The 23758-nt window shown below is 47.8% G+C and carries 26 protein-coding genes and 1 other annotated feature; of the genes, 25 read left to right on the top strand and 1 reads right to left on the bottom strand.

Annotated features, from left to right (window positions below; genetic code table 11):
* The first annotated feature begins 216 nt into the window (after nucleotides 1-216).
* The 8 genes from CHH60_RS28965 to pssA all read left to right on the top strand — a co-directional run bounded on the left by CHH60_RS28965 (nucleotide 217) and on the right by pssA (nucleotide 10135).
* A complete protein-coding gene (locus CHH60_RS28965) occupies nucleotides 217-1401 on the top strand; it encodes a GNAT family N-acetyltransferase (protein WP_095362296.1) in 1185 nt (394 codons plus the stop codon).
* 486 nt (nucleotides 1402-1887) lie between these two features.
* Nucleotides 1888-2349 (top strand): CtsR family transcriptional regulator, encoded by a 462-nt coding sequence (locus CHH60_RS28960; protein WP_095293442.1) that lies wholly within the window; start codon nucleotides 1888-1890, stop codon nucleotides 2347-2349.
* Between the two features lie 32 nt (nucleotides 2350-2381).
* Nucleotides 2382-2900, top strand: coding sequence for a UvrB/UvrC motif-containing protein (locus CHH60_RS28955; protein WP_095362295.1), 519 nt, complete (start codon nucleotides 2382-2384; stop codon nucleotides 2898-2900).
* 28 nt (nucleotides 2901-2928) lie between these two features.
* Nucleotides 2929-3999: a protein arginine kinase gene (locus CHH60_RS28950; protein ID WP_095362294.1), complete on the top strand. Its 1071-nt coding sequence runs from the start codon at nucleotides 2929-2931 to the stop codon at nucleotides 3997-3999.
* A gap of 188 nt (nucleotides 4000-4187) precedes the next feature.
* A complete protein-coding gene (gene clpC / locus CHH60_RS28945; protein ID WP_095362293.1) occupies nucleotides 4188-6650 on the top strand; it encodes an ATP-dependent protease ATP-binding subunit ClpC in 2463 nt (820 codons plus the stop codon).
* 234 nt (nucleotides 6651-6884) lie between these two features.
* The gene (radA, locus tag CHH60_RS28940) at nucleotides 6885-8252 is read left to right on the top strand and encodes a DNA repair protein RadA (RefSeq protein ID WP_095362292.1); all 1368 of its coding nucleotides are present in this window, start codon (nucleotides 6885-6887) and stop codon (nucleotides 8250-8252) included.
* 13 nt (nucleotides 8253-8265) lie between these two features.
* A complete protein-coding gene (disA, locus tag CHH60_RS28935; protein ID WP_095293437.1) occupies nucleotides 8266-9342 on the top strand; it encodes a DNA integrity scanning diadenylate cyclase DisA in 1077 nt (358 codons plus the stop codon).
* A gap of 61 nt (nucleotides 9343-9403) precedes the next feature.
* On the top strand, nucleotides 9404-10135 hold the full coding sequence (gene pssA, locus CHH60_RS28930; protein WP_095362291.1) for a CDP-diacylglycerol--serine O-phosphatidyltransferase: 732 nt from the start codon (nucleotides 9404-9406) through the stop codon (nucleotides 10133-10135).
* A gap of 132 nt (nucleotides 10136-10267) precedes the next feature.
* On the opposite strand, the gene CHH60_RS28925 is transcribed toward pssA, so the two are convergent.
* Nucleotides 10268-10663 (bottom strand): DUF1573 domain-containing protein, encoded by a 396-nt coding sequence (locus tag CHH60_RS28925; RefSeq protein WP_095293446.1) that lies wholly within the window; start codon nucleotides 10661-10663, stop codon nucleotides 10268-10270.
* A 174-nt stretch (nucleotides 10664-10837) separates the two neighbouring features.
* Here CHH60_RS28925 and CHH60_RS28920 point away from each other — a divergent pair, with 174 nt between their 5' ends.
* The 17 genes from CHH60_RS28920 (at nucleotide 10838) to rplL (ending at nucleotide 23758) form a co-directional block, all read left to right on the top strand.
* Nucleotides 10838-11923 (top strand): PIN/TRAM domain-containing protein, encoded by a 1086-nt coding sequence (locus tag CHH60_RS28920; protein ID WP_095362290.1) that lies wholly within the window; start codon nucleotides 10838-10840, stop codon nucleotides 11921-11923.
* Between the two features lie 101 nt (nucleotides 11924-12024).
* Nucleotides 12025-12717, top strand: coding sequence for a 2-C-methyl-D-erythritol 4-phosphate cytidylyltransferase (ispD, locus tag CHH60_RS28915; protein WP_095362289.1), 693 nt, complete (start codon nucleotides 12025-12027; stop codon nucleotides 12715-12717).
* On the top strand, nucleotides 12714-13190 hold the full coding sequence (gene ispF / locus CHH60_RS28910) for a 2-C-methyl-D-erythritol 2,4-cyclodiphosphate synthase (RefSeq protein WP_095293433.1): 477 nt from the start codon (nucleotides 12714-12716) through the stop codon (nucleotides 13188-13190). The genes ispD and ispF overlap by 4 nt, the downstream gene beginning before the upstream one ends.
* A gap of 36 nt (nucleotides 13191-13226) precedes the next feature.
* Nucleotides 13227-14690 carry a glutamate--tRNA ligase gene (gene gltX / locus CHH60_RS28905; RefSeq protein WP_095362288.1) on the top strand — a complete coding sequence of 488 codons (1464 nt, stop codon included), beginning with the start codon at nucleotides 13227-13229 and terminating at the stop codon, nucleotides 14688-14690.
* 597 nt (nucleotides 14691-15287) lie between these two features.
* Nucleotides 15288-15956 carry a serine O-acetyltransferase gene (cysE, locus tag CHH60_RS28900; protein ID WP_095362298.1) on the top strand — a complete coding sequence of 223 codons (669 nt, stop codon included), beginning with the start codon at nucleotides 15288-15290 and terminating at the stop codon, nucleotides 15954-15956.
* Between the two features lie 27 nt (nucleotides 15957-15983).
* A complete protein-coding gene (cysS, locus tag CHH60_RS28895; protein WP_095362287.1) occupies nucleotides 15984-17384 on the top strand; it encodes a cysteine--tRNA ligase in 1401 nt (466 codons plus the stop codon).
* Nucleotides 17381-17905 carry a Mini-ribonuclease 3 gene (locus CHH60_RS28890; RefSeq protein ID WP_095362286.1) on the top strand — a complete coding sequence of 175 codons (525 nt, stop codon included), beginning with the start codon at nucleotides 17381-17383 and terminating at the stop codon, nucleotides 17903-17905. Before cysS ends, CHH60_RS28890 begins: the two co-directional genes overlap by 4 nt.
* A gap of 79 nt (nucleotides 17906-17984) precedes the next feature.
* Nucleotides 17985-18731: a 23S rRNA (guanosine(2251)-2'-O)-methyltransferase RlmB gene (gene rlmB / locus CHH60_RS28885; protein ID WP_095362297.1), complete on the top strand. Its 747-nt coding sequence runs from the start codon at nucleotides 17985-17987 to the stop codon at nucleotides 18729-18731.
* Between the two features lie 5 nt (nucleotides 18732-18736).
* Nucleotides 18737-19258, top strand: a complete 522-nt coding sequence (locus CHH60_RS28880; protein ID WP_095362285.1) for an NYN domain-containing protein — start codon at nucleotides 18737-18739, stop codon at nucleotides 19256-19258.
* Between the two features lie 170 nt (nucleotides 19259-19428).
* A complete protein-coding gene (sigH, locus tag CHH60_RS28875) occupies nucleotides 19429-20073 on the top strand; it encodes an RNA polymerase sporulation sigma factor SigH (protein ID WP_024633601.1) in 645 nt (214 codons plus the stop codon).
* A 307-nt stretch (nucleotides 20074-20380) separates the two neighbouring features.
* Entirely contained in the window at nucleotides 20381-20530 is a 150-nt protein-coding gene (rpmG, locus tag CHH60_RS28870; protein WP_072735843.1) for a 50S ribosomal protein L33, read from the top strand.
* Nucleotides 20531-20551: 21 nt separating this feature from the next.
* On the top strand, nucleotides 20552-20743 hold the full coding sequence (gene secE, locus CHH60_RS28865) for a preprotein translocase subunit SecE (RefSeq protein WP_024633600.1): 192 nt from the start codon (nucleotides 20552-20554) through the stop codon (nucleotides 20741-20743).
* A 22-nt stretch (nucleotides 20744-20765) separates the two neighbouring features.
* Nucleotides 20766-21299: a transcription termination/antitermination protein NusG gene (gene nusG / locus CHH60_RS28860; protein ID WP_056697652.1), complete on the top strand. Its 534-nt coding sequence runs from the start codon at nucleotides 20766-20768 to the stop codon at nucleotides 21297-21299.
* A gap of 68 nt (nucleotides 21300-21367) precedes the next feature.
* Nucleotides 21368-21793 carry a 50S ribosomal protein L11 gene (rplK, locus tag CHH60_RS28855; protein ID WP_053779217.1) on the top strand — a complete coding sequence of 142 codons (426 nt, stop codon included), beginning with the start codon at nucleotides 21368-21370 and terminating at the stop codon, nucleotides 21791-21793.
* A gap of 95 nt (nucleotides 21794-21888) precedes the next feature.
* Nucleotides 21889-22581, top strand: a complete 693-nt coding sequence (gene rplA, locus CHH60_RS28850; RefSeq protein ID WP_095293428.1) for a 50S ribosomal protein L1 — start codon at nucleotides 21889-21891, stop codon at nucleotides 22579-22581.
* 67 nt (nucleotides 22582-22648) lie between these two features.
* Nucleotides 22649-22795 (top strand) — a sequence feature (ribosomal protein L10 leader region).
* 24 nt (nucleotides 22796-22819) lie between these two features.
* Nucleotides 22820-23323 (top strand): 50S ribosomal protein L10, encoded by a 504-nt coding sequence (gene rplJ / locus CHH60_RS28845; protein WP_095293427.1) that lies wholly within the window; start codon nucleotides 22820-22822, stop codon nucleotides 23321-23323.
* A gap of 72 nt (nucleotides 23324-23395) precedes the next feature.
* Complete coding sequence (gene rplL / locus CHH60_RS28840; RefSeq protein ID WP_095362284.1) at nucleotides 23396-23758, top strand: 50S ribosomal protein L7/L12; 363 nt, start codon at nucleotides 23396-23398, stop codon at nucleotides 23756-23758.

Here is a 23758-nt window from a genome sequence, read left to right as displayed (position 1 = left end):
GAACCACTGCCGAAGATTCTCGGTGGTGGTTTTTATTTGTTTATTTTTCTTTGTACTTTTGATTAACTATACATATATGAATCCCCGGGAGATGCGTTTGCATCTCTTATTTGACTTTGTACGACGCCTCTGACACACTCATAGAAGATACATACATCACATTTAAGGGCACAAATTGAGTCGCTTACAATTCTGAAGAATGGGGTGCAGGATGTTATGGATATTCGTAAACTAACGACTGATGATTTCGAAGCGTGTATGACGCTTTCGGAGTACGCTTTTCAGTTTGTATTAAACGAGGAACAGCTTGAAAAGCGCCGAGAGGAGTTCGCCTCTCACAATGTGTTGGGAGTGTATGAGGATGGCCAAGTTGGAGCCAAGCTTCAGATCATTCCTTTTCAAACTTATATTCAAGGTCGATCATTTGCGATGGGCGGTATTGCGGGTGTGGCAACATGGCCAGAATACAGACGCAAAGGTTGGGTAGCAGGGCTGCTTAAATTTGCACTTGAAGAGATGAATCGGAATAAACAAAGTATTTCCTTCCTGCATCCGTTCTCGTTTGCTTTTTATCGGAAATATGGATGGGAGACTTATGTAGAGTTTAAAAATTACAAGCTGTCTACCGATCAATTACCTGCGAAGAAGGCAACTCCAGGTACTCTCCGGCGGAGCATTCCAGAGCTATCGGTGCTGAAAGAGATATATGACACGTACGCAGAACGTTATAACGGAACCTTAAGCCGGAATGATTCCTGGTGGGAAAATTCAGTTTATGCTAAGAAAGGTAGCCAGCGGGCTGTTTACTATGATGAAGCAGGACTGCCTCAAGGCTACGTACTTTACGAAGTTAAGGAAAGAAAATTTACCATTGGTGAGATGGTGCATCTAAATGAAGAGGCAAGACAAGGGTTATGGACGTTTATCGCCAACCATGACTCGATGATTGATGAAGTGACGTTAAAAGCGCCTGCGAACGATACACTGGCCTTTCAACTGGATAATCCACGGATTCAGCAGGAGGTTACCCCATACTTTATGGCGAGAATCGTTAGTGTGGAGCAGTTCATTTCGCAGTACCCTTTTGCAAGCCAAGACTCTCCGGTACAGATACAGCTTGAGGTAGAAGATGCACATGCACCGTGGAATGAAGGGGTATGGGAATTGAACGTAGCTATGAACGGAACAGCTTCCATCTGGAAAAAGGGGGAGCTTACTAAGGAAGATCAGCCTGCTCAGCATATCAGACTTAACATCCAATCGCTCACGGCAGTGTTGATGGGGTATCGCAGACCCGCTGAGATGGCCCGAATCGATAGGATTCAAGGCTCGGAAGAGGATATTCAGGCTTTGGAAAAAGCGATACCTGTTCGCCAAACCTACCTGATGGATTTTTTCTGATTTTTCAAATGGTTTATGAGTATATCCAAAGTCAATTCATCTAGGAGCCTTCCCTTTTCATATTAATAGAAAAACAGTGCTACAGTGAGACAGATGAACTTCTCCGGCTTTTTTGGAGAGGTTTTTTTGTGTCCGGGGAATATTTCGTGTAAAATCGTAAAAAATGAATAGTGACCCCACTTGGCAAAACCACAAAATATGCTATAATGTATATAAAGTCAAAGAAAGTCAAAGTCAACTGAAGGTTAAATACTTACGTAGCTTTCTTTCTACATTCCGGTGATGAGACACATTTTATGAACGATGGGTATCATCGGAAAGAAGTAGTACCAAGAGGACCTTCGTGCGTCCTTGCTCTCCCGAATAAGCCAACGGAAATCAAGATTCGTCGTTTCCCCGTTTGGTTAAATGGGTTGAGAAGGTGTACTCTGTGGGGGCGTGTGGGTCCTTATTGACTTAACGTTTCAGACAGTGGAGGATGAGTGGATGCGTAATATCTCTGATATTATCGAACAATATCTGAAGAGTATTTTGCATGAAAGTCCCGAAGGAATGGTTGAAATTCAGCGCAATGATCTTGCAGATCAATTCTCATGCGTACCATCCCAGATCAACTACGTAATAAGCACACGCTTTACTCTTGAAAAGGGATATTTGGTCGAGAGTAAACGTGGTGGTGGCGGTTATGTCCGTATACAGCGGATCGAATTGCCGGCCCACTCAGCTTTGCATAATCATCTGCACCATAGCATCGGGGATGAGATTGGACAGACAGCTGCCGAAGGCTTGATTTATCAACTGGAAGAAGCACGTTTCCTAAGTAAAAGGGAAGCCGGGTTGATGCGTGCAGCTGTATCAAGAGAAATTTTATTGGTCAAACTTCCTTACCGGGATCAAATTCGTGCCAGAATGTTAAAGGCGATGTTAATATCTTTGCTCGGTAAATGAAAACCTATCGGGATCAAGGAGGTACATCCTAAATGCTGTGCCAAGAATGCGACAAACGTCCGGCAACTCTTCATTTCACCAAAATCGTGAATGGAGAAAAGACGGAATTCCATATTTGTGAGTCATGTGCCCGTGAAAAGGGAGAAATGATTCCGGGAACATCGAATGGATTTTCCATTCACAATCTGTTGTCCGGGTTGCTTGATTTCGAACCTAAGAATGGAAATGCCGGGGCTCCCCCTGCTCAGACTCTTCGCTGTGAAGAGTGCGGCATGACTTACTCACAGTTTAGCAAAATAGGCAGATTCGGCTGCAGTTCTTGTTATAAATATTTTGACAGTCGTCTGGATCCGCTCTTTAAAAGGGTCCATGGCAGTACAACTCATGTTGGCAAAGTGCCTGCACGAGCTGGTGGTCGCATTAAAGTGAAGCGGCAAATTGCCGACCTGAAACGCGATCTTCAGGAGAGTATCGCCCAGGAGGAATTTGAAGAGGCAGCTCAAATCCGTGACCAGATCAGGGAACTTGAAAAAGAAATAGCTCAGGAGTAGAGTTTGTCATGAGTAGGAGGGACGCGTAATGCCTAATCTGCGCTTTACAGAGAAGGCGCTCAGCGACTGGATGCGCAGTGAAGCGGCTGATTCCGAAATCGTCATTAGCAGCCGTGTCCGGATCGCACGTAATCTTCAGCATTACCCATTTCCAATGCTTGCTTCCCATGAGCAATCGGAAGAAGTGCTGAATAAGCTGAGCGAAGTACTTCAATATGATGACGTTCATGCCTTTGGAGATTTCCACACATTGGATCTGATGGATATCGATGATCTCGATAAACGGGTACTGGTGGAGAAGCATTTGATCAGCCCTAGTCTTGCCAATGAGTCCAGGAATGGTGCGGTGATTCTCAGCGAGGATGAATCCGTCAGTATCATGATTAACGAAGAAGATCACCTTCGTATCCAATGCCTCTATCCGGGGTTCCAGGTGAAAGAAGCCTGGGAGAAAGCTTCCGCCATAGACGATGCTTTTGAAGCGCATGTGGATTATGCTTTTGATGACCGCAGAGGATACCTGACCAGCTGTCCTACCAATGTAGGTACAGGTGTAAGAGCATCCGTGATGATGCATCTGCCGGCTCTGGTGATGACACAGCAGATTGGACGTATTCTGACGGCTGTATCCCAAGTGGGACTGACGGTACGAGGAATTTACGGCGAAGGCAGTGAGGCGATGGGTAACCTCTTCCAGATTTCCAATCAGATTACGCTTGGACAGACGGAACAAGAGGTCATCGATAACCTGCATAGCGTTGTGCTGCAGATGATTGGGCATGAACGCACTGCCAGAGAGCGGTTGATTTCCGACTCCAGACTACGGATTACCGATAGAGTGATGCGTTCATATGGGATTTTGTCCCACGCAGCCATTATGGATTCCAAGGAAGCCGCACAGCGTCTCTCGGATGTTCGCTTAGGTGTAGATCTGGGGCTGTTGAACGGATTGTCCATTACGGTAATGAACGAGTTAAACGTGATGACACAACCAGGCTTTTTGCAGAAAACATTCGGAGAAGATATGCGCACAGATGAGCGTGACATCTACCGGGCTCAGTTGATTCGTGATACGATCAATGCAGCCAATCAACCCTAGTAATTGTTTTCGTCAGATTTAATATTAAGGTTTCATGCCGCATCTGCGGCTTTATATAAAAGAGGCATTTACTTAAGTGCTGAATGACTTTATTCGCAGCATGGCTGCAAACAAAAATGATATGAATTATACGGCGGGATCATGATCAAGGCCCCCGTTTTATCCAAAACCATGGAGGTGCAGGAGATATGATGTTTGGAAGATTTACGGAACGGGCCCAAAAGGTGCTCGCACTCGCGCAGGAAGAAGCTGTCCGTCTCGGTCATAATAACATCGGTACAGAGCACATTTTGCTCGGCCTCATTCGTGAAGGCGAAGGCATCGCAGCCAAAGCGCTGATCGGCCTGGGACTCGGATTGGAAAAAATTCAAGATGAAGTAGAAACGCTGATTGGCCGTGGCCAAGAGCAACCTACGAACATTGCATATACGCCTCGTGCGAAAAAAGTAATTGAACTGTCCATGGATGAGGCTCGCAAATTGGGCCACACCTATGTAGGAACAGAGCATATCTTGCTCGGATTGATTCGTGAAGGCGAGGGCGTTGCAGCTCGCGTGCTGAACAACCTTGGTATTAGTTTGAACAAAGCACGTCAACAAGTGCTGCAGTTGCTTGGCAGCAGTGAGGCTGTATCCAGCCATAATGGAACCCCTGCTAATGTAAGCACACCAACACTGGACAGTCTGGCACGTGATCTTACCGCTTATGCGAGGGAGAACAACCTGGATCCGGTTATCGGCCGCAGCAAAGAAATCGAGCGTGTCATTCAAGTATTGAGCCGTCGTACCAAGAACAACCCGGTATTGATCGGTGAACCTGGTGTAGGTAAAACAGCAATTGCTGAAGGTCTTGCACAGAAAATCATCGCCAACGAAATTCCGGAAACATTGCGCGACAAACGTGTCATGACCCTGGATATGGGTTCTGTTGTTGCCGGAACGAAGTACCGTGGTGAGTTTGAGGATCGCTTGAAAAAAATCATGGATGAGATTCGTCAGGCAGGTAACATTGTCCTGTTCATCGACGAATTGCACACCCTGATCGGTGCAGGTGGAGCTGAGGGCGCCATCGATGCTTCGAACATTTTGAAACCGGCTCTGGCTCGTGGAGAATTGCAATGCATCGGTGCAACAACCCTGGATGAATACCGCAAATATATCGAGAAGGATGCAGCGCTTGAGCGTCGTTTCCAACCGATTACCGTAGATCAGCCTTCTCCGGAAGAAGCCATTCAAATTTTACACGGCCTGCGTGATCGTTATGAAGCTCACCACCGTGTGAAAATCACGGACGAAGCTATTGTACAGGCGGTTAAATTGTCTGATCGTTACATCACAGATCGTTTCCTGCCAGACAAAGCGATTGACCTGATTGATGAAGCGGGTTCCAAAGTAAGATTGAACTCATACACCATTCCGCCGAACCTGAAACAACTGGAAAGCCGTCTTGAAGATATCCGTAAGGAAAAAGACGCAGCGGTCCAAAGCCAGGAGTTCGAAAAAGCAGCTGCTCTGCGTGATACGGAACAAAAAATCCGTGAAGAGCTGGATGTAACGAAGAACCAATGGAAAGAAAAACAAGGTCGTACCGATTCCGAAGTAACGCCTGAGGATATCGCACAAGTGGTAGCCAACTGGACGGGAATTCCGGTAAACAAGCTGAAAGAAGAAGAGACTCAACGCCTGATGAATCTGGAATCCATCCTGCATGAACGTGTCATCGGTCAGGATGAAGCCGTGAAATCAGTCAGCCGTGCGGTTCGCCGTGCTCGTGCTGGATTGAAAGATCCAAAACGTCCAATGGGATCCTTCATCTTCCTCGGTCCTACTGGGGTAGGTAAAACCGAGCTGGCTCGTGCGCTTGCCGAAGCTATGTTCGGCGATGAAAATGCAGTGATCCGGATCGACATGTCCGAGTATGGTGAGAAGCACTCGACTTCAAGACTCGTTGGAGCGCCTCCAGGATATGTTGGTTACGAAGAAGGCGGTCAGTTGACAGAGAAAGTTCGTCGCAAACCTTATTCCGTAGTCCTGCTCGACGAGATTGAGAAAGCACATCCGGAAGTATTCAACATCTTGCTGCAAGTGCTTGAGGATGGTCGTCTGACAGATTCAAAAGGTCGTGTCGTGGACTTCCGCAACACACTGATCATTCTGACATCCAACGTGGGTGCCGAAGCGATTAAACGTAACTCTACACTCGGCTTCACAGCTGTTGTGGATGCAGGTGCGGATTACGATAACATGAAGGGTAAAGTCATGGATGAGCTGAAGAAAAGCTTCCGTCCAGAGTTCCTTAACCGGATTGATGAGATCATCGTATTCCACTCTCTTGAAGAGAAACACATTGCTGAGATTGTCTCCCTCATGAGCGAGGAGCTCCGGAAACGTCTGCGTGAATACGAAGTCGACTTCGAGCTTACAGACAACGCCAAGGCCTTCCTGGCCAAAGCTGGCTTCGATCCAGCTTACGGTGCGCGTCCGCTTCGCCGGGCAATCCAGAAGCATATCGAAGACAAATTGTCTGAAGAATTGCTTACAGGTACGGTAACCAAAGGCGATTCGTTGTTGATCGACGAAGAGAATGGTGCACTGTCCGTAACCAAAAAGGAAGCTGTTGTTCCTTCCAATGAAGAAATCGAAACCAAATAAGCAAATTTCAAACCTGAGAAATGGTTTATGATCCTTTCCGGCTTCGGCCGGAGAGGATTTTTTATTTTATTGTTGTTTTTGTTTAACAGGAACATCTGTAAAGTTTACGATAATCCTTTACGAAAAATCTCAAACAATGGTAAACTTTTATTAACCCTGTACGTCAGAAATTCAGGGCAAAATTCGTCGAAAAATGCAAAATGCTGTTATAAAATAAATCCTAGGAGTGCTGAAGTGGCCAAAGTTAAAACCAAGTTTCAATGTACGGAATGTGGTTATGAAGCCCCCAAATGGTACGGCAAATGTCCGGGGTGTCAGTCATGGAATTCCATGGTGGAAGAAACGGAAACGGTTGTCAAAACACAAGGGAGAAATTCCCCCCTCTTTGACAGTAAAGATAAACCGCTTCCCATCATAGATATAGATAGCGGTCAGGAACCGCGTGTGCAGACTGGAATCGGAGAGCTGAACCGGGTATTGGGTGGCGGAATTGTTCCGGGTTCTCTCGTGTTGGTAGGCGGAGATCCGGGAATCGGAAAATCAACGCTGATGCTGCAAACCTCGCACGCTCTAACGCATTCGGGATTGCGTGTGTTATATGTTTCGGGTGAGGAATCGGTCAAACAGACCAAATTGCGGGCTGATCGTCTGGATGCACTCTCTCCTGAACTGTATGTGCTGTGTGAAACGAATATGGAACGTGTAGAGGAAGCGGTGGAGCAGATCCAGCCGCATTTTCTTGTCATCGACTCCATTCAGACAGTATATCTTCCAGAAGTCACCAGTGCACCCGGTAGCGTAGCACAGGTAAGGGAATGTACTTCCCGGTTTATGCGGATTGCCAAAGGCCGAGGCATTGCAACCGTGCTTGTGGGGCATGTTACGAAAGAAGGGGCTATCGCTGGTCCGCGTATGCTGGAACATATGGTGGACTGTGTTCTTTACTTTGAAGGTGAACGTCATCATACGTATAGACTGTTACGTGCGGTTAAAAATCGTTTCGGTTCAACGAATGAGATCGGTATTTTCGAAATGGGCGAGAATGGCTTGCGTGAAGTGGGCAATCCTTCCGAACTCTTTTTGTCGGAACGACCACTCGGTGTAGCAGGTTCTACGGTAGTTGCAAGTATGGAAGGTACAAGACCGATGCTGGTTGAGCTGCAGGCGCTCATCTCTGCGACACATTTCCCGTCTCCCCGCCGTATGGCAACAGGAATAGATCATCATAGGCTGAACCTGATTATTGCGGTGCTTGAGAAGCGGATGGGTATGTTTTTGCAAACGCAGGATGCGTACCTGAATGTGGCCGGGGGAGTACGGCTCGATGAACCGGCGGTGGATTTGGCGGTTGCCGTCAGCATTGCATCCAGTTTGAGGGATGTGCCGACCAAGCCAGATGATGTAATATTTGGCGAAATTGGTTTGACAGGTGAAGTTCGGGCCGTATCACGGGCTGAACAACGTGTGAAGGAAGCCGAGAAACTGGGCTTCAAACGAGTCATTTTACCGGAGAAAAGCTTAAAGGGCTGGAAACATCCTCGCGGGATACAACTGATCGGTGTGAATACCGTGGCAGATGCACTAGCGGTTGCTTTAGATTAGGGGGCATAACAAGATGAAAGATTCGAGCCAACTGGATAAAATGAATGAATTGTTGAGGCTGATCGCACCAGGTACACCTTTCCGCGAAGGTCTGGAGAACGTGCTGCGCGCCAAGACGGGGGCACTGCTTGTTGTAGGATACAGCCCTGAAGTAATGGAAGTGGTCGACGGGGGTTTCTCGATCAATTGCGATTTTTCCCCCAACTATCTCTATGAACTCGCCAAGATGGACGGTGCCATCATTCTTAGCGAGGATTTAAAGCGTATTCTGTATGCCAACACCCAGCTTATTCCGGATTCCTCCATCTCTTCCTCTGAGACAGGGATTCGTCACCGGACAGCAGAACGTGTAGCCAAGCAAACAGGCAAATTGGTCGTATCCATCTCGCAGCGCCGGAATATTATTACCTTATATCAGGGAACGCTTAGATATTCGCTCAAGGAAATTGGAGTTATTTTGACGAAGGCCAACCAGGCGATTCAAACGTTGGAGAAGTACAAAGCTGTACTCACCCAATCCCTTACGAATCTAAGTGCCTCGGAGTTCGAAGAACTTGTCACCATCCCTGAAGTGGTAAATGTCATTCAGCGTACGGAAATGGTGATGCGCATCAAAACGGAAATCAAGCGCTACATCCATGAACTTGGAAATGAAGGACGACTGATCTCCATGCAAATGGAGGAATTGGTTGGGACAACGGAAGAAGAAGCGTGGTTGCTGTACAAGGACTATGCACGAGACGATAGTGACGAGAAGATCCGCGAAATTATCGTGGGCCTCAAGCGCCTGTCGGATGATGAGTTGCTGGATGCACATCACATCGTCCGTCTGCTCGGCTATCCTTCATCGGCTGCTACATCGGAAGATTCGGTTGCACCACGCGGATATCGGGTATTGAATAAGATACCACGCCTTCCGAATGTCATTATTCATAACCTTGTTGACCAATTTGAACAATTGCCGCATGTGATTATGGCAACGATTGAAGAGCTGGATGAAGTCGACGGTATTGGTGAGGTACGCGCCCGGACCATTAAGGAAGGGCTGAAGCGTCTGCAGGAGCAAATGTTTATCGACAGACAAATGTAATCCAGAGCTATCAGTATAGGTTTGCCTATAACGGCCCTGAAGATGATGAGGTGAAACAACAATGTTAACCAGATTCATTCCGAACCTCTTTACCTTGGGTAATCTGTTTCTTGGAATGATGGCGATACTGCTTGCAATTGATGGGAATTACAGCCTGGCTGCAATTATGGTGATCGTGGCGATGCTGCTGGATGGGTTGGATGGCCGGGTAGCGCGTGCACTCAATGCCCAAAGTGAATTTGGCAAGGAGCTAGACTCCCTGTCTGACATGGTTTCGTTTGGTGCAGCCCCGGCACTCATTATGTTTATGGTTTCCTTCCAGGATGCATCACCGGTTCTCGCCTGGATCGCTACGGCAAGCTTCCCCATTTGTGGAGCCATTCGGCTTGCGCGCTTTAATGTAAGACCGGGAATTCCCGGATACTTTACCGGCCTGCCCATTCCGGCAGCTGGAGGTGTGCTTGCAACGCTGACGTTGTTTAACAAGGATGTTGGTCCCGTGAGCATGATGATAGCTACATTGTTATTATCCTATCTGATGGTCAGCTCGCTTAAATATCCGAATTTCAAAAAGGTCGGTTTGCCGCGAAAAGCGATCTGGATCGCCCCTTGGGTGGTTGTATTCGCTGTAGCGGTTGCCGTCATTTTTCCGGAACAGTTGTCGAAGCTGATCTTTATACCATTGGTGCTGTACGCTCTATATGGAATGAAGCATAATATGCGGACGGCAGCCTCCCGCAATCGGGCGAAGAAGCGCAAGGAAGAGAAGTCTTCTCGTCCTTCCGATCGGTAATGGTTTACTGATTGGCATACTGCCTTGGATGAATAAGAAAAAGCACGCATTCTCCTTCAGGAGCGTACGTGCTTTTTTTGTTGATTCGAATCTATACGGTACCTACTTTTGTACGGCAACTTCGCCAATCATTTACGACAAATTGAACATCCCTAACGTCGAACACTTCTGTGACTCGTGATTCACGACTTCTTCCATGTTGATATCCAGCAGATTGCAGAGAGCTGACATATAAAACAGGTTCCGCCCCAGTTCGGAGCTGATGACCTCTTTGCAATTCTCACACAATTCACCTTCCACATGCGTTTCCAGCAGGCCCTTGGTTTGAGCAATACCGCTCTCGGGGGCATATTTCTGCTTGGTGGCGTGCAGCTCAATGCAGCCGCATTCGGTAATGGCCTTGGACACGGCACGATTGACAGAAGCTCCGGCTTGTCCTGTTTTGGACAGTACATCAATCAGACTGCGATGACGCAGCAACAGCTCGGAAACCTGATCCTGAAAAGCCTGTAAACTTAGCGTACTCATTTTGCTACTCACCTCGGGATATGAATTGAATTCATTATATGCCAATAATTTACCTTCTTTCAACTGACGATTGCAAACATTTCCAAAAAGTTCTTGCAACCGGGATTAGCAATCCAACAATTGGATCATACTGGATATGAAGATGAAGGACAATTAAAGGAGGTGCAGGGACATATGTGGAAAAAAGGCATTTTAACTTTTACAGGATTGTGCGGTGCATGGTTTGGCTACACGGCATATCATCTGGCAGGAAAATCCGTCCCGTGGATGGCTGAATGGATTCAGTCAGCAGGGCTGCTGGGGGCAGGAGTAGCAACGGCACTGGGCGCTGTATTGTTTATGGCTGTGTGTAATATTGGTGGAACCTTGCTGGCAAGCAGGCTGCAAAATGGGATTGATGCTTTGGCTAAAGTACCGATGAACGAACTGGCTGCTGGTGCAGCAGGTACCGTTGCAGGGTTACTGGTAGCTTTGCTGCTCTATCCATGTCTGACTTGGCTGGGAACAGCAGGAGAGGTGCTTCAGGTGGCGCTGACGGCCGTTAGCGGATATACAGGGTACATGCTAGCCATGGCGAAGAAAGAGGACCTCGCTGCATTCTGGATGTCTGGGCGATGGGGTCACCCCGAGCTGGATGAAGACAGACGGATGGAAGAACACAAGATTTTGGATACCAGTGTCATTATTGATGGCCGTATTGCAGATATATGCAAGACCGGGTTTATCGAAGGTACAATCGTGATTCCGGAATTCGTCCTGGAAGAACTTCAGCATATTGCAGATTCCTCGGATCTGCTGAAGCGAAACAGAGGACGGCGTGGACTCGACATTTTGAATAAAATCCAAAAAGAACTCGACGTGAAGGTGCTCATTTACGAAGGGGATTTTGAAGAAATATCAGAAGTGGACAGCAAGCTGGTCAAACTCGCCAAAGTGCTTCAGGGCAAGGTGGTTACCAATGACTTTAACCTGAACAAGGTTTGTGAGCTCCAGGGTGTATCTGTACTGAACATCAACGATCTGGCGAATGCGGTGAAGCCAGTGGTGCTGCCTGGTGAAGAGATCATGGTGCAAATCATCAAGGATGGCAAGGAGCATGGCCAAGGTGTAGCTTATCTGGATGACGGTACAATGATTGTCGTGGAAGGCGGACGCGAGTATATCGGCATGATGATGGAAGTGCTGGTGACCAGTGTGCTGCAGACTTCCGCGGGACGAATGATTTTTGCCAAGCCGAAACTGTTGGAAAAAGCCCAATAAAGGGGTATGATGGGTAGTGTATCGTTCACCGATATTTATATCGCTTGAAGATATTCAGTATCGTAGAACGATAAACTGACAGACAAGGCAGGGATTACGGCATGGATAAAGGGTGGGGTGTCGTCATTGTGGCAGCAGGTCGGGGAACCCGAATGGGAACAACCGAGAGCAAGCAGTTTCTGCTGCTGCAGGACAAGCCCGTTTTCATACATACGCTTGAAGTGTTTGCCGCTCTGGACGAGATCAGCGAGATCGTGCTGGTAACCGGAGCCGCAGATGTTGAACGCTGCCTGGATTGGGTAAAAGAATACCGACTGGAGTCGCGTGTCCGTGTCATCCCCGGAGGGAAAGAGAGACAGCATTCTGTTCAAGAAGGCCTGAAGGCCTTACAGACGGATTGGGTTCTCGTTCACGACGGGGTACGTCCTTTTGTTGACCGTAATCAGATTACAGGTTGCATGGAGGCCGCGATGTCGGGGGGAGCCGCTGTACTTGCCGTTCCCGTTAAAGATACGATTAAACAAGTGAATGCGGAAGGAATCGTTACGGCGACGCCTGACCGCAGCAGTCTGTGGAGTATTCAAACCCCGCAGGCTTTTCGTCTTTCTTCACTGCTGCTTGCTTACGAGTCGGCCGCAAGGGACGGATTTCTCGGGACGGATGATGCCATGCTGGCTGAGCGCCAGGGGATGTCCGTCCAGGTTGTGGAAGGAAGTTATACCAACATCAAATTAACGACGCCGGAAGATTTGGAATATGCCGCGTTTTTGCTTGGGGGAGAGAAGAAGCGATGATACGTGTAGGACAGGGATTTGATGTACACCAATTGGTGGAGGGACGTCCGTGCATCATTGGCGGGGTAACGATTCCTTATGAAAAAGGACTGCTTGGTCACTCGGATGCAGATGTGCTGCTGCATGCCATCAGTGATGCCATTCTGGGTGCACTTGCACTTGGGGACATCGGCAAACACTTTCCGGACACCGATCCGGAGTTCAAGGACGCGGATAGCCTCAAACTGCTGGAGCATGTATGGCAGCTCGTGAAAGATCGCGGATATCGTTTGGGCAACATCGATTCCACCATTATTGCGCAGAAACCGAAAATGGCACCTTACATTCCACAGATGGCCGAGGTTATTGCCAAGGCACTGGAAGCGGATGTTGATCAGGTCAATGTCAAAGCAACGACTACGGAGCAGCTCGGATTCCCCGGACGGGGAGAGGGGATTGCGGCCCAATCGGTTGTTTGCCTTGTTCGTGTGTGATATTATCAACCAACTAGTATACGGAGGGGATATTTTATGAGCACAGAAGTTCGTGTGCGTTACGCGCCGAGTCCAACGGGACACCTGCATATCGGGAATGCCCGTACGGCGCTCTTTAACTACTTGTATGCCAAGCATAATAACGGGAAATTTATCATTCGTATTGAGGATACTGACGTAAAACGGAACATTGCGGGTGGCGAGGAAAGCCAGCTTAAATATTTGAAATGGCTCGGAATCGAGTGGGATGAGAGCATTGATGTAGGTGGGGAATACGGACCTTACCGTCAGACGGAACGTCTGGATATTTACCGCAAATACACCCAGGAGCTGCTGGACAAAGGTCTGGCTTACCGCTGCTTCTGCACGGAAGAAGAGCTGGAGCAAGAGCGCGAGGAGCAAACGGCACGTGGAGAAACGCCGCGTTATTCGGGCAAACACCGGGACCTGACGCCAGAGCAGATCAGTGCTTTTGAAGCAGAAGGCCGCGTGGCGAGCATTCGTTTCCGTGTACCGGAAGAGCGCACGTATACGTTCGATGACATGGTTAAAGGCACCATTTCATTTAACAGCAAGGAGTCCGGGGACTTCGTCATTGTGAAAAAAGACGGCATTCCCACATACAACTATGCCGTTGCAGTGGATGATCACCTGATGAAAATCTCCCACGTTCTTCGCGGGGAAGATCACATCTCCAACACGCCGCGTCAGCTGATGATCTATGAAGCGCTTGGCTGGGAGCCGCCGCAATTCGGTCATATGACCCTGATTGTGAATGAAAATCACAAGAAGCTGAGTAAACGGGATGAGTCCGTCATTCAGTTTATCGAACAATATGATCAGCTCGGCTACTTGCCAGAGGCGATGTTCAACTTCATTTCCCTGCTTGGCTGGTCGCCGGAAGGGGAAGAAGAGATCTTCTCGCAGGAACAGTTGATCTCTATCTTTGATACCAAACGTTTGTCCAAGAGCCCGGCTGTATTTGATACGCATAAGCTGGCGCACTTGAACAATCACTATATTAAACATGCAGACCCGGATCGTATTGCTGAAATGGCGATTCCGCATCTGCAAAAGGCAGGACGCATCGCAGCTGAGCTGTCACCTGAGCAGAAGGAATGGGCGTATACACTTGTTCATCTGTACCAGGAGCAAATGACTGCAGCCTCCGAAATCGTGGAACTGTCAGAAGTATTCTTCCGCTCCCATCTGGAGCTGGATGCAGAAGCGACTGCCGTGCTTGGGGAAGAGCAGGTGCCAACTGTTCTGAAGGCCTTTGCCGACAAAGTTCAGGCTAGTGAAGAGTTTACCCCTGGTAAAATGGCCGCATTGATCAAGGAAGTACAGAAGGAAACCGGATTTAAAGGCAAGCAGCTCTTTATGCCTATCCGTGTAGCACTGACTGGACAGACCCATGGACGTGACCTAAATCAGACGATTGTACTGCTCGGCCGGGATACGGTTATTGAGCGTCTGCATGCACAGGTAAAAGGCGCGTAATCCAGGGACGCTGTATATCCTGATACTGCCGCCGATGAGGGTCAGTATCGCTCGGGATGAAGTTATTGCAAGGTTGTTGTCAGTCCAGTACCTTTTCGCTATAATAGCAACACAAAGGTTAAATGACATGTTTCAGCATTCATCATAGAACAGCAAAGACCGGGAGGAGTAAACCGAACCGGACAGTTCCAGAGAGGATGGTCCCGCAGCGAAGAATGAATTTCTTTGGCTGCGGTGGCTGTGAGCCATCCACTGTCCATCGGTCGAAATGCGCCCGTGAGCTGCATAGCCGAATCCGGCCCCGCCTCTTGTACGTGTGGGAGAGGAAAACGTCAGGATAGGTTGTGACGGTTGGTTTCCGTTACCGAACCGCTTGAGGGTTCATTCTTATTTGTCGAAACAGGTGGCAGCCATACGCTGACTGTCTAATTCTGATACGTAAGTCTGGGCCGAGCAGAGTGGGACCGCGATTAACGCCTCTGCAGCATAATGCTGCAGGGGCGTTTTTTGTTTGGGGCGAGTCAGCAGTACACTACCAAGAGGGCTGCGCCGTCCGGTATGCCGGAGGACGAAGACCTGAACAAGAGGGGAACGAGCATGTTCAAGAAGATCAGATCAGATATCCAGGCGGTGTTTGAAAACGATCCGGCTGCCCGGGGATGGTTCGAGGTTGTATTTACCTATTCGGGGCTGCATGCAATATGGGCTCATCGGATCGCGCACTTTTTCTATAAACGCAAATGGTTCTCGGTTGCCCGGTTCATCTCGCAGTTCAGCCGTTTTATGACAGGAATCGAGATTCACCCTGGAGCGACCATCGGGAATCGGCTGTTTATTGACCACGGAATGGGTGTAGTTATTGGTGAAACCTGTGAGATTGGCGATGATGTTGTTATTTACCAGGGGGTTACACTTGGCGGAACAGGGAAAGAAAAAGGAAAGAGGCACCCGACGATTGGCAATAATGTGGTTATCTCATCGGGAGCCAAAGTGCTCGGTTCATTCAGCGTTGGTGATCAAAGTAACATTGGAGCTAACTCGGTCGTATTGAAAGAAGTACCATCCAACAGTACAGTTGTAGGCATACCGGGAAGAATCGTCAAGCAGGACGGACGGCGGGTGGATCGTCTGAATCAGCAGCTGCCCGATCCGGTCATTGACTCTCTGCGCAGTATGCAGCAAGAGATCGAACGGTTGCGTGAAGAAGTGCGTACACTACAGGATAGCCGTAAGAATGAGACTTCGCGTGATACAATAAATAAATAGGGAAGTATGAATGAAAGGAAAGTGACCATGACGCTTCAAATTTACAATACGATGAGTCGTACCAAAGAGAATTTCGTTCCCCAAGAACCGGGGAAGGTAAAAATGTATGTGTGCGGACCGACAGTGTATGATTACATTCATATCGGGAATGCACGTCCGGTTATTTTTTTCGACACCGTTCGCGGCTACTTGGAACAGACAGGACATGAAGTGAACTACGTTGTAAACTTCACGGATGTTGATGATAAATTGATTCGCAAAGCCGAACAGCTGGGTACTGACGTTCCTCATGTTGCCGAGAAGTTTATTGCTGCTTACTACGAGGATCTTGAGGGATTGGGGATTCCCAAAGCCAGCAGCAACCCGAGAGTTACGGAGAATATGCCGCTCATTATCGATTTTATCCGTGAGTTGGTTGAAAAGGACGTTGCCTACGAAAATGGTGGCGACGTATATTACCGAACAGGCAAATTCGAGGAGTACGGCAAGCTGTCGAAGCAGAACCTGCAGGAACTTCAGTTCGGTATCCGGATTGGTGTAGATGAACGCAAAGAACATCCCGAAGACTTCGTGCTCTGGAAAGCGGCTAAACCGGGTGAAATCTACTGGTCCAGTCCTTGGGGCAATGGTCGTCCGGGCTGGCATATCGAATGCTCTGCTATGGCGCGTGAATACCTGGGAGATACGCTCGATATCCATGGAGGCGGACAGGATCTGCAGTTCCCTCACCATGAGTGCGAATGTGCACAATCCGAGGTGCTGACAGGCAAACCGCTCGCCAACTACTGGATGCATAACGGATTTATCCGTATTGATAACGAAAAAATGTCGAAATCACTCGGTAACGGAGTGCTTGTAAAAGACCTTCGAACCCAGTACAAACGTGAAGCCATTCGTTATTTTATGTTGTCGACACATTACCGCAATCCGCTTAACTTTACCGAAGATACAATGGAGCAAGCACAAAACAGTGTGGATCGGATTGCGAATGCCGTTGGCAATCTGAAGCATCGTTTGCAGGCGGTAACGGTAGATCAGGATATTACAGCGGAGTTCGCTGCTAAACTGGAGCAGATTCGCCAGCAGTATCACGAGAAAATGCAGGATGATTTCAATACTCCGGATGCCATTACAGCATTGTTCGAATGGGCTGCGGAAGCAAACCAGCTGCTGCAAAAGGAAGTCGTAAACGCTGCAGAAATTCGTGCATTGCTTGAGCTGTTTGGTGAGTTGAATGCGGTGCTTCGCATTTATACGGAAGCAGAGCCGGAGCTCCTGGATGAAGAGATTGAACGCCTGATTGAAGAGCGTACGGAAGCGCGCAAGTCCAAGAACTGGGCACGGGCTGATGAAATCAGAGACGAATTGTCAGCGCAGGGCATCCTGCTTGAAGATACGGCTCAAGGGATGAGATGGCGGCGCAAATGAACGAGGACGAATTGAAAAATCTGTCTGATTCTGTCGATCATTCGGAGCAGGGGGAACGGCCTACTGAAGAGCAGACAGAGGCTGTGGCACAGGGAGGGTGGTTTCCGTACCCGCCTTCCCGGCCTGCAAGATTGATTCCTCCGATTGCACTCGCCTATATCGGTGATGCAGTGTATGAGGTAGCGGTCAGGCAGTATCTGTTGTCGAAAGCCAATATGCGTCCGAATCACTTACACCGCAGTGCAACGGGGCTCGTATCAGCCAAGGCACAGAGTCGAATCCTTACAGGGATCGAGGAACAATTGACCGAAGAAGAGCGCGACGTTGTAAGACAGGGGCGGAATGCCAAGTCGGGCAGTATCCCCAAGAATGCCGATGTGCTGGAATACAGACATGCCACTGCTCTAGAATGCCTTGTGGGTTACCTGTACAGTAGTGGTCGGCATGAGCGCATGATCCAACTGATTACGCAGGGAATTGAGCATGCAGAGCAGCAGTCATCGTCACCAAACCAAAAATAAAAATAACAACTTAGTCGTTCCTGTGGTACAAGCCAATCAGGAGGTATATGCAGGACGTAATAGAGAGGACCGAAGCAATATGGAAGAAGAATGGATTGCTGGTAAGCACTCCGTGACGGAGGCGCTGCGTTCAGGACGTACCATCAACAAAATATGGATCGCTGATACAGCACAGAAACACTTGACCCAACCAATTATCGCGGAAGCCAAAAAACTCGGTATCGTAATTCAGCATGTGGACAAGCGCAAATTGGATCAAACCGTGCCGGGCATTCAGCATCAGGGTGTTGTCGCGCAAGCGGCCCCTTATGCTTATGCTGAGGTAGAGGATATTTTGGAAGCGGCAAAATCGAAGAATGAGCATCCGTTTTTGATTTTGCTGGACGAAATTGAAGATCCGCATAACCTGGGTTCCATTCTGCGGACAGCTGACTGCACGGGAGCTCACGGTGTCATTGTCCCTAAGCGGCGTTCAGCATCAGTGACTGCAACGGTATCAAAAACTTCAGCAGGCGCGGCTGAATATGTACCGGTTGCCAGAGTTAGCAACCTGGCTCAGACGATTGATCGTCTCAAGGAAGAGGGCGTGTGGGTTGTGGGTACAGATGTGACCGCACAAGAGGCGGTATTTGGCAATGGCGTATTCACAGGACCGGTAGCCCTGGTTATCGGGAACGAAAACAAAGGTATGGGCCGACTAATTCGTGAGAAGTGTGATGTACTGGTCAAATTGCCGATGCAGGGGCAGATTAACTCCCTGAATGCTTCCGTGGCGGCGGGTGTTGTCATGTACGAAGTGCTTCGTTCGCGCCAAGCACAGGGATAGATGGTATGGCAGATTCCCGGGATGTGCTTCTGGTGGACGGGTATAACATGATTGGTGACTGGCCAGAACTGTCCAGATTGGCAGAGAGTGGGCTTGAGGAGGCGCGGAATCGTCTTCTCTTCCGTCTTGCCGACTATCAGGCGTTCTCCGGTCGCAAGGTCATCGTTGTTTTTGATGCCTATCTCGTACCCGGACTTGGTAAAACATACACACAGAGCAAGGTACAGATCTATTTTACCAAGGAAAAAGAGACGGCTGACGAATGCATTGAGAGACTCGTACGGGAACTAACCTCGCGGAGACGCCAAATCTATGTAGCCACAAGCGATATGGTAGAACAGCATGTCATTTTTGGACAGGGAGCATTACGTGTGTCTGCCAGGGAACTGCTGATCGAAGTGGAGCAGAATGAGAAAGAGTTGCAGAAACGTCTGGAGGAGGATCAGGCCAAGTCCACACGCAATACACTCGGGGCCAAGCTTAGCCCGGATGTGTTGAAGCAATTCGAGCGCTGGCGACGTGGATAGGGAACTGTTTTACAAATATTTCAATCTTGAAAGTCTTGACAATTATGTTATTGATGTTCTTTTTTAGGGATAGCGTGGTTGACGGTGTGAGGTGCCATCATATATACTGTTCGTATATTTCATAGAGTAGAGTAACGGTGTACCTTGCGTTGCAGCCGGAGGGATTGTCTGTGAGTGTCGACCTCAAAGATATCATGTTATCAAAGTATGATTACCAAAGTGACGAAGACATTGTCGAAGCGGTCCGTGAAGGTGAGAGCGAAGCGCTGGAGTTTTTGATTAACAAATATCGCAACTTTGTACGCGCCAAGGCAAGATCTTATTTTCTGATTGGGGCAGACCGGGAAGATATCATTCAGGAAGGAATGATTGGTCTCTACAAATCCATTCGGGATTTCAAAGGAGACAAGCTGGCTTCGTTCAAAGCTTTTGCCGAGCTGTGTATCACCAGACAGATTATTACGGCAATTAAGACGGCAACACGTCAGAAACATATTCCGCTTAATTCCTATGTATCGTTGGACAAGCCAATCTATGATGAAGAATCCGATCGTACGTTACTCGATGTGATTTGTGGAACCCAGGTCAGTGATCCAGAAGAGCTTATCATTAACCAGGAAGAGTTTGTGGGTCTGGAAGATAAGATGTCGGAGATTCTAAGTGACTTGGAACGAAAAGTATTGATGTTGTATCTGGACGGGAGATCTTATCAAGAGATTGCAGTAGATTTGGACCGGCATGTGAAGTCCATTGATAATGCACTGCAGCGTGTTAAGCGCAAACTTGAAAAGTACCTGGAAGTACGAGATAATTGAACAATGTTGCTGTTGACGGAAAAGGCTCGGAGTTTGAGTCTTTTTTTGCTGCTTTAAGTTTATAAGTCAAAAGATTGATAATACTAGTAATCGCTTGGTCCCAGCAGGAGAAGAGAAAAAATCAGAGATGCCCGAACTGCCCTCCCATTTTGTACGGAACTTTTACCAGTGGTGAAAGGCTATTCTTTCATTGACATGGTTATACCCTTATGATAAAGTGTTTTAGGTAGGCCTAAATTCGCGGCTTTTTTTTAGGATCAATTTAGAGACTCTCCTTTAAAGTGGAAGTCTTCGGGAGGTGTACATCATGCGGGTAATTATTACTTTGGCTTGTACAAACTGCAAACAAAGAAATTACACTACGACAAAAAACAAGCGTAATCACCCCGACCGCATGGAGATGAAGAAATTTTGCAAGTTTTGTAACGAGCAGACTTCTCATCGCGAAACCAGATAGTTTTTGGGAGGTGTAGTCGGCGTGAAACGTAGTTTCAAATCTCTGATTTCCTTTTTCTCAGAAAGCTGGGCTGAACTTAAAAAAGTTCGCTGGCCTAATCGTAAAGAGCTGACCAACTACACATTGATCGTTCTTGGTACTGTTGTGGTTATGACGCTGTTTTTTTGGGTCGTTGATATCGGCATCTCCGCTGTGATCGAAGCGATTATTTAAGAAGGGTCCCAGGTGGCTTGATATGGAAAAAAGATGGTACGTCGTTCATACCTACTCAGGGTATGAGAATAAGGTCAAAGCCAATTTGGAAAAACGCGTAGAGTCCATGGGCATGGAAGACAAGATATTCCGCGTTCTTGTTCCTATGGAAGAAGAAGTGGTAAACAAGGACGGTAAGAAAAAGACCGTTATGCGTAAAGTTTACCCCGGCTATGTCTTGGTGGAAATGATCCAAACGGATGACTCTTGGTATGTTGTTCGCAATACACCGGGTGTTACGGGATTTGTCGGTTCGACAGGTTCCGGGTCCAAACCAACTGCTCTGTTGCCTGAAGAAGTGGAACAAATTCTGAAGCATATGGGCATGGTTGAGCCGAAGCCGAAAATTGAATTCGACATTAAGGAATCCGTACGAATTAAAGTTGGTCCTTTTGCGAATTTTGTGGGCTCCGTGGAAGAAATTTTGGTAGACAAAAGCAAGTTGAAAGTGCATGTGAACATGTTTGGACGGGAAACACCGCTTGAGTTGGAATATACACAAGTGGAGAAGATATAGTCTCTTCAAGTTTCTTGTGGGAGGACCGAAAGGTTCGTTAACCACTATTTTGCAAGGAGGTGTCAATCATGGCAAAAAAGGTAATCAAAATGGTAAAACTGCAAATTCCAGCAGGTAAAGCGAATCCAGCGCCTCCGGTAGGTCCAGCTTTGGGTCAAGCAGGTGTCAACATCATGGCATTCTGTAAAGAGTTCAACGCTCGTACAGCCGATCAAGCGGGATTGATTATTCCTGTTGAAATTACAGTATTCGAGGACCGTTCCTTTACTTTCATCACTAAAACTCCACCAGCAGCAGTTCTGTTGAAAGTGGCAGCTAAAGTGGAAAAAGGATCCGGCGAACCGAACAAGAAAAAAGTTGCTACTGTTAAACGTGATGCGGTACGTCAAATCGCAGAACAAAAAATGCCTGACCTGAATGCAGCGAACGTTGAGTCCGCAATGCGTATGGTCGAAGGTACTGCCCGTAGCATGGGTATCACCATCGAAGACTAATTTTTCATCTGAAACATGGCTTCGTAAAGCCGGCCGATTCGCGGCCGGTTGATGTGGGAGGTATATCCGCTAAAACCACAAAGGAGGAATATAACATGGCTAAACACGGTAAAAAATACCTGGAAGCTGCTAAGCTGATCGACAGCGAAGCAACTTACGAGCCTTCAGAAGCTGTAGAGCTTGTGAAAAAGGCAGCCACTGCAAAATTCGATGAAACTATCGAAGCAGCAGTACGCTTGGGCGTTGACCCACGTAAGCAAGACCAGGCTGTACGTGGTGTAGTTGTCTTGCCACACGGCACAGGTAAAACACAACGCGTATTGGTATTTGCAAAAGGTGACAAAGCGAAAGAAGCGGAAGCGGCTGGCGCGGACTATGTTGGTGATGCAGACATGATCAACAAAATCCAACAAGGCTGGTTCGAATTCGACGTCTGCGTAGCGACACCAGATATGATGAGTGAAGTAGGTAAATTGGGCCGACTGCTCGGCGGTAAAGGTCTGATGCCTAACCCTAAAGCCGGAACGGTAACTTTCGATGTATCCAAGGCTGTTCAAGAAATCAAAGCCGGTAAAATCGAATATCGTCTGGATCGTGCAGGTCAAATTCATGCACCGATCGGTAAAGCATCTTTCTCTGCAGAGCAACTGAACGAGAACTTGAAAGCTCTCATGGACGCTCTGAACCGTGCTAAACCGGCGGCAGCAAAAGGTGTTTATCTGAAGAATGTTTCTCTTTCTTCCACGATGGGCCCTGGCGCACGCGTGAACGCAGCATCTTTTAGATAATATCTGTTGACAGACTCGTTCTGTTTTGATATGATATAAAAGTTGTGAGTCCGAGTGACTGACCGTTGACATTTGAATATGCTTGCCGTAGACAGTAGGTGCCATCAGGCTTAATTTCCTACCGAGGTATGATTATAGAACTTAGAACGATGTAAATCGATTATGAGTATATATCAAGCCTTCGTGATTCTACGGAGGCTTTTCTTAATGGGATAAATTTGATCAGGAGGTGTACAGTTTGGCAAACGCAAAAGTGATTCAAGCAAAACAAGAGTCCGTTGATGCAGTAACAGCGAAATTGCGCGAGAGCGCTACGACAGTTGTTGTTGACTATCGCGGTCTGAACGTTGCCCAAGTAACTGAGCTGCGTAAGCAGCTTCGTGAAGCCGGAATCGAATTCCAAGTGCTGAAAAACACATTGCTTCGCCGTGCGACTGCTGCAGCAGAACTGACAGAACTCGATAGCGTTCTTACAGGTCCTACTGCAATTGCATTCAGCGCCGAAGATGCTGTGGCTCCAGCCAAAATTCTGAACGACTTCGCTAAAAAGAACGACGCACTGGAATTGAAAGGTGCAGTTGTTGAAGGTCGTGTAATCGGAGTAGAAGAAGTTAAGGCGTTGGCAGAACTGCCATCCCGCGAAGGTCTCCTCTCCATGCTCCTCAGCGTGCTTCAAGCGCCAGTGCGCAACTTCGCGCTTGCGGTTAAAGCTGTTGCGGAAAAAGAAGAACAAGGCGCGTAAGCTACTTGATCTGATAGCTACTTAGGCGGCATTGAATGACAAAAAAATAAAATTATATATGGAGGTTCAATCATGAGTAAAGAGCAAATCTTGGAAGCAATCAAAGGCATGACTGTACTGGAACTGAACGATCTTGTTAAAGCAATCGAAGAAGAATTCGGTGTAACTGCTGCAGCTCCAGTAGCTGTTGCAGGTGGCGCAGCTGCTTCTGCAGAAGCTGAGCAATCCGAGTTCGACGTAATCTTGGCAAGCGCTGGTGCTTCCAAAATCAACGTTATCAAAGCAGTTCGTGAAATCACAGGTCTTGGCCTGAAAGAAGCTAAAGAAGTAGTTGACAATGCTCCAAAAGCATTGAAAGAAAAAGTTAGCAAAGAAGAAGCTGAATCCATCAAAGCTAAATTGGAAGAAGCAGGCGCTACAATCGAAGTTAAATAA

This window comes from Paenibacillus sp. 7523-1, from assembly GCF_002276415.1.
Classification (GTDB): Bacteria; Bacillota; Bacilli; order Paenibacillales; family Paenibacillaceae; genus Paenibacillus; species Paenibacillus illinoisensis_A.
This window is presented reverse-complemented; position numbering and strand designations above follow the sequence as displayed.

Bases quoted from the DNA above. Each gene is read 5' to 3' on its own strand.
- CHH60_RS28950 (WP_095362294.1), top strand. From the start codon at position 2,929: ATGCCTAATCTGCGCTTTACAGAGAAGGCGCTCAGCGACTGGATGCGC.
- CHH60_RS28955 (WP_095362295.1), top strand. From the start codon at position 2,382: ATGCTGTGCCAAGAATGCGACAAACGTCCGGCAACTCTTCATTTCACC.
- ispF (WP_095293433.1), top strand. From the start codon at position 12,714: ATGATACGTGTAGGACAGGGATTTGATGTACACCAATTGGTGGAGGGA.
- CHH60_RS28890 (WP_095362286.1), top strand. From the start codon at position 17,381: ATGAACGAGGACGAATTGAAAAATCTGTCTGATTCTGTCGATCATTCG.
- CHH60_RS28925 (WP_095293446.1), bottom strand. From the start codon at position 10,663: ATGAGTACGCTAAGTTTACAGGCTTTTCAGGATCAGGTTTCCGAGCTG.
- CHH60_RS28965 (WP_095362296.1), top strand. From the start codon at position 217: ATGGATATTCGTAAACTAACGACTGATGATTTCGAAGCGTGTATGACG.
- rplL (WP_095362284.1), top strand. From the start codon at position 23,396: ATGAGTAAAGAGCAAATCTTGGAAGCAATCAAAGGCATGACTGTACTG.
- pssA (WP_095362291.1), top strand. From the start codon at position 9,404: ATGTTAACCAGATTCATTCCGAACCTCTTTACCTTGGGTAATCTGTTT.
- disA (WP_095293437.1), top strand. From the start codon at position 8,266: ATGAAAGATTCGAGCCAACTGGATAAAATGAATGAATTGTTGAGGCTG.
- ispD (WP_095362289.1), top strand. From the start codon at position 12,025: ATGGATAAAGGGTGGGGTGTCGTCATTGTGGCAGCAGGTCGGGGAACC.
- cysE (WP_095362298.1), top strand. From the start codon at position 15,288: ATGTTCAAGAAGATCAGATCAGATATCCAGGCGGTGTTTGAAAACGAT.
- nusG (WP_056697652.1), top strand. From the start codon at position 20,766: ATGGAAAAAAGATGGTACGTCGTTCATACCTACTCAGGGTATGAGAAT.
- clpC (WP_095362293.1), top strand. From the start codon at position 4,188: ATGATGTTTGGAAGATTTACGGAACGGGCCCAAAAGGTGCTCGCACTC.
- rplK (WP_053779217.1), top strand. From the start codon at position 21,368: ATGGCAAAAAAGGTAATCAAAATGGTAAAACTGCAAATTCCAGCAGGT.
- rplA (WP_095293428.1), top strand. From the start codon at position 21,889: ATGGCTAAACACGGTAAAAAATACCTGGAAGCTGCTAAGCTGATCGAC.
- cysS (WP_095362287.1), top strand. From the start codon at position 15,984: ATGACGCTTCAAATTTACAATACGATGAGTCGTACCAAAGAGAATTTC.
- CHH60_RS28920 (WP_095362290.1), top strand. From the start codon at position 10,838: ATGTGGAAAAAAGGCATTTTAACTTTTACAGGATTGTGCGGTGCATGG.
- gltX (WP_095362288.1), top strand. From the start codon at position 13,227: ATGAGCACAGAAGTTCGTGTGCGTTACGCGCCGAGTCCAACGGGACAC.
- rpmG (WP_072735843.1), top strand. From the start codon at position 20,381: ATGCGGGTAATTATTACTTTGGCTTGTACAAACTGCAAACAAAGAAAT.
- CHH60_RS28880 (WP_095362285.1), top strand. From the start codon at position 18,737: ATGGCAGATTCCCGGGATGTGCTTCTGGTGGACGGGTATAACATGATT.
- rlmB (WP_095362297.1), top strand. From the start codon at position 17,985: ATGGAAGAAGAATGGATTGCTGGTAAGCACTCCGTGACGGAGGCGCTG.
- CHH60_RS28960 (WP_095293442.1), top strand. From the start codon at position 1,888: ATGCGTAATATCTCTGATATTATCGAACAATATCTGAAGAGTATTTTG.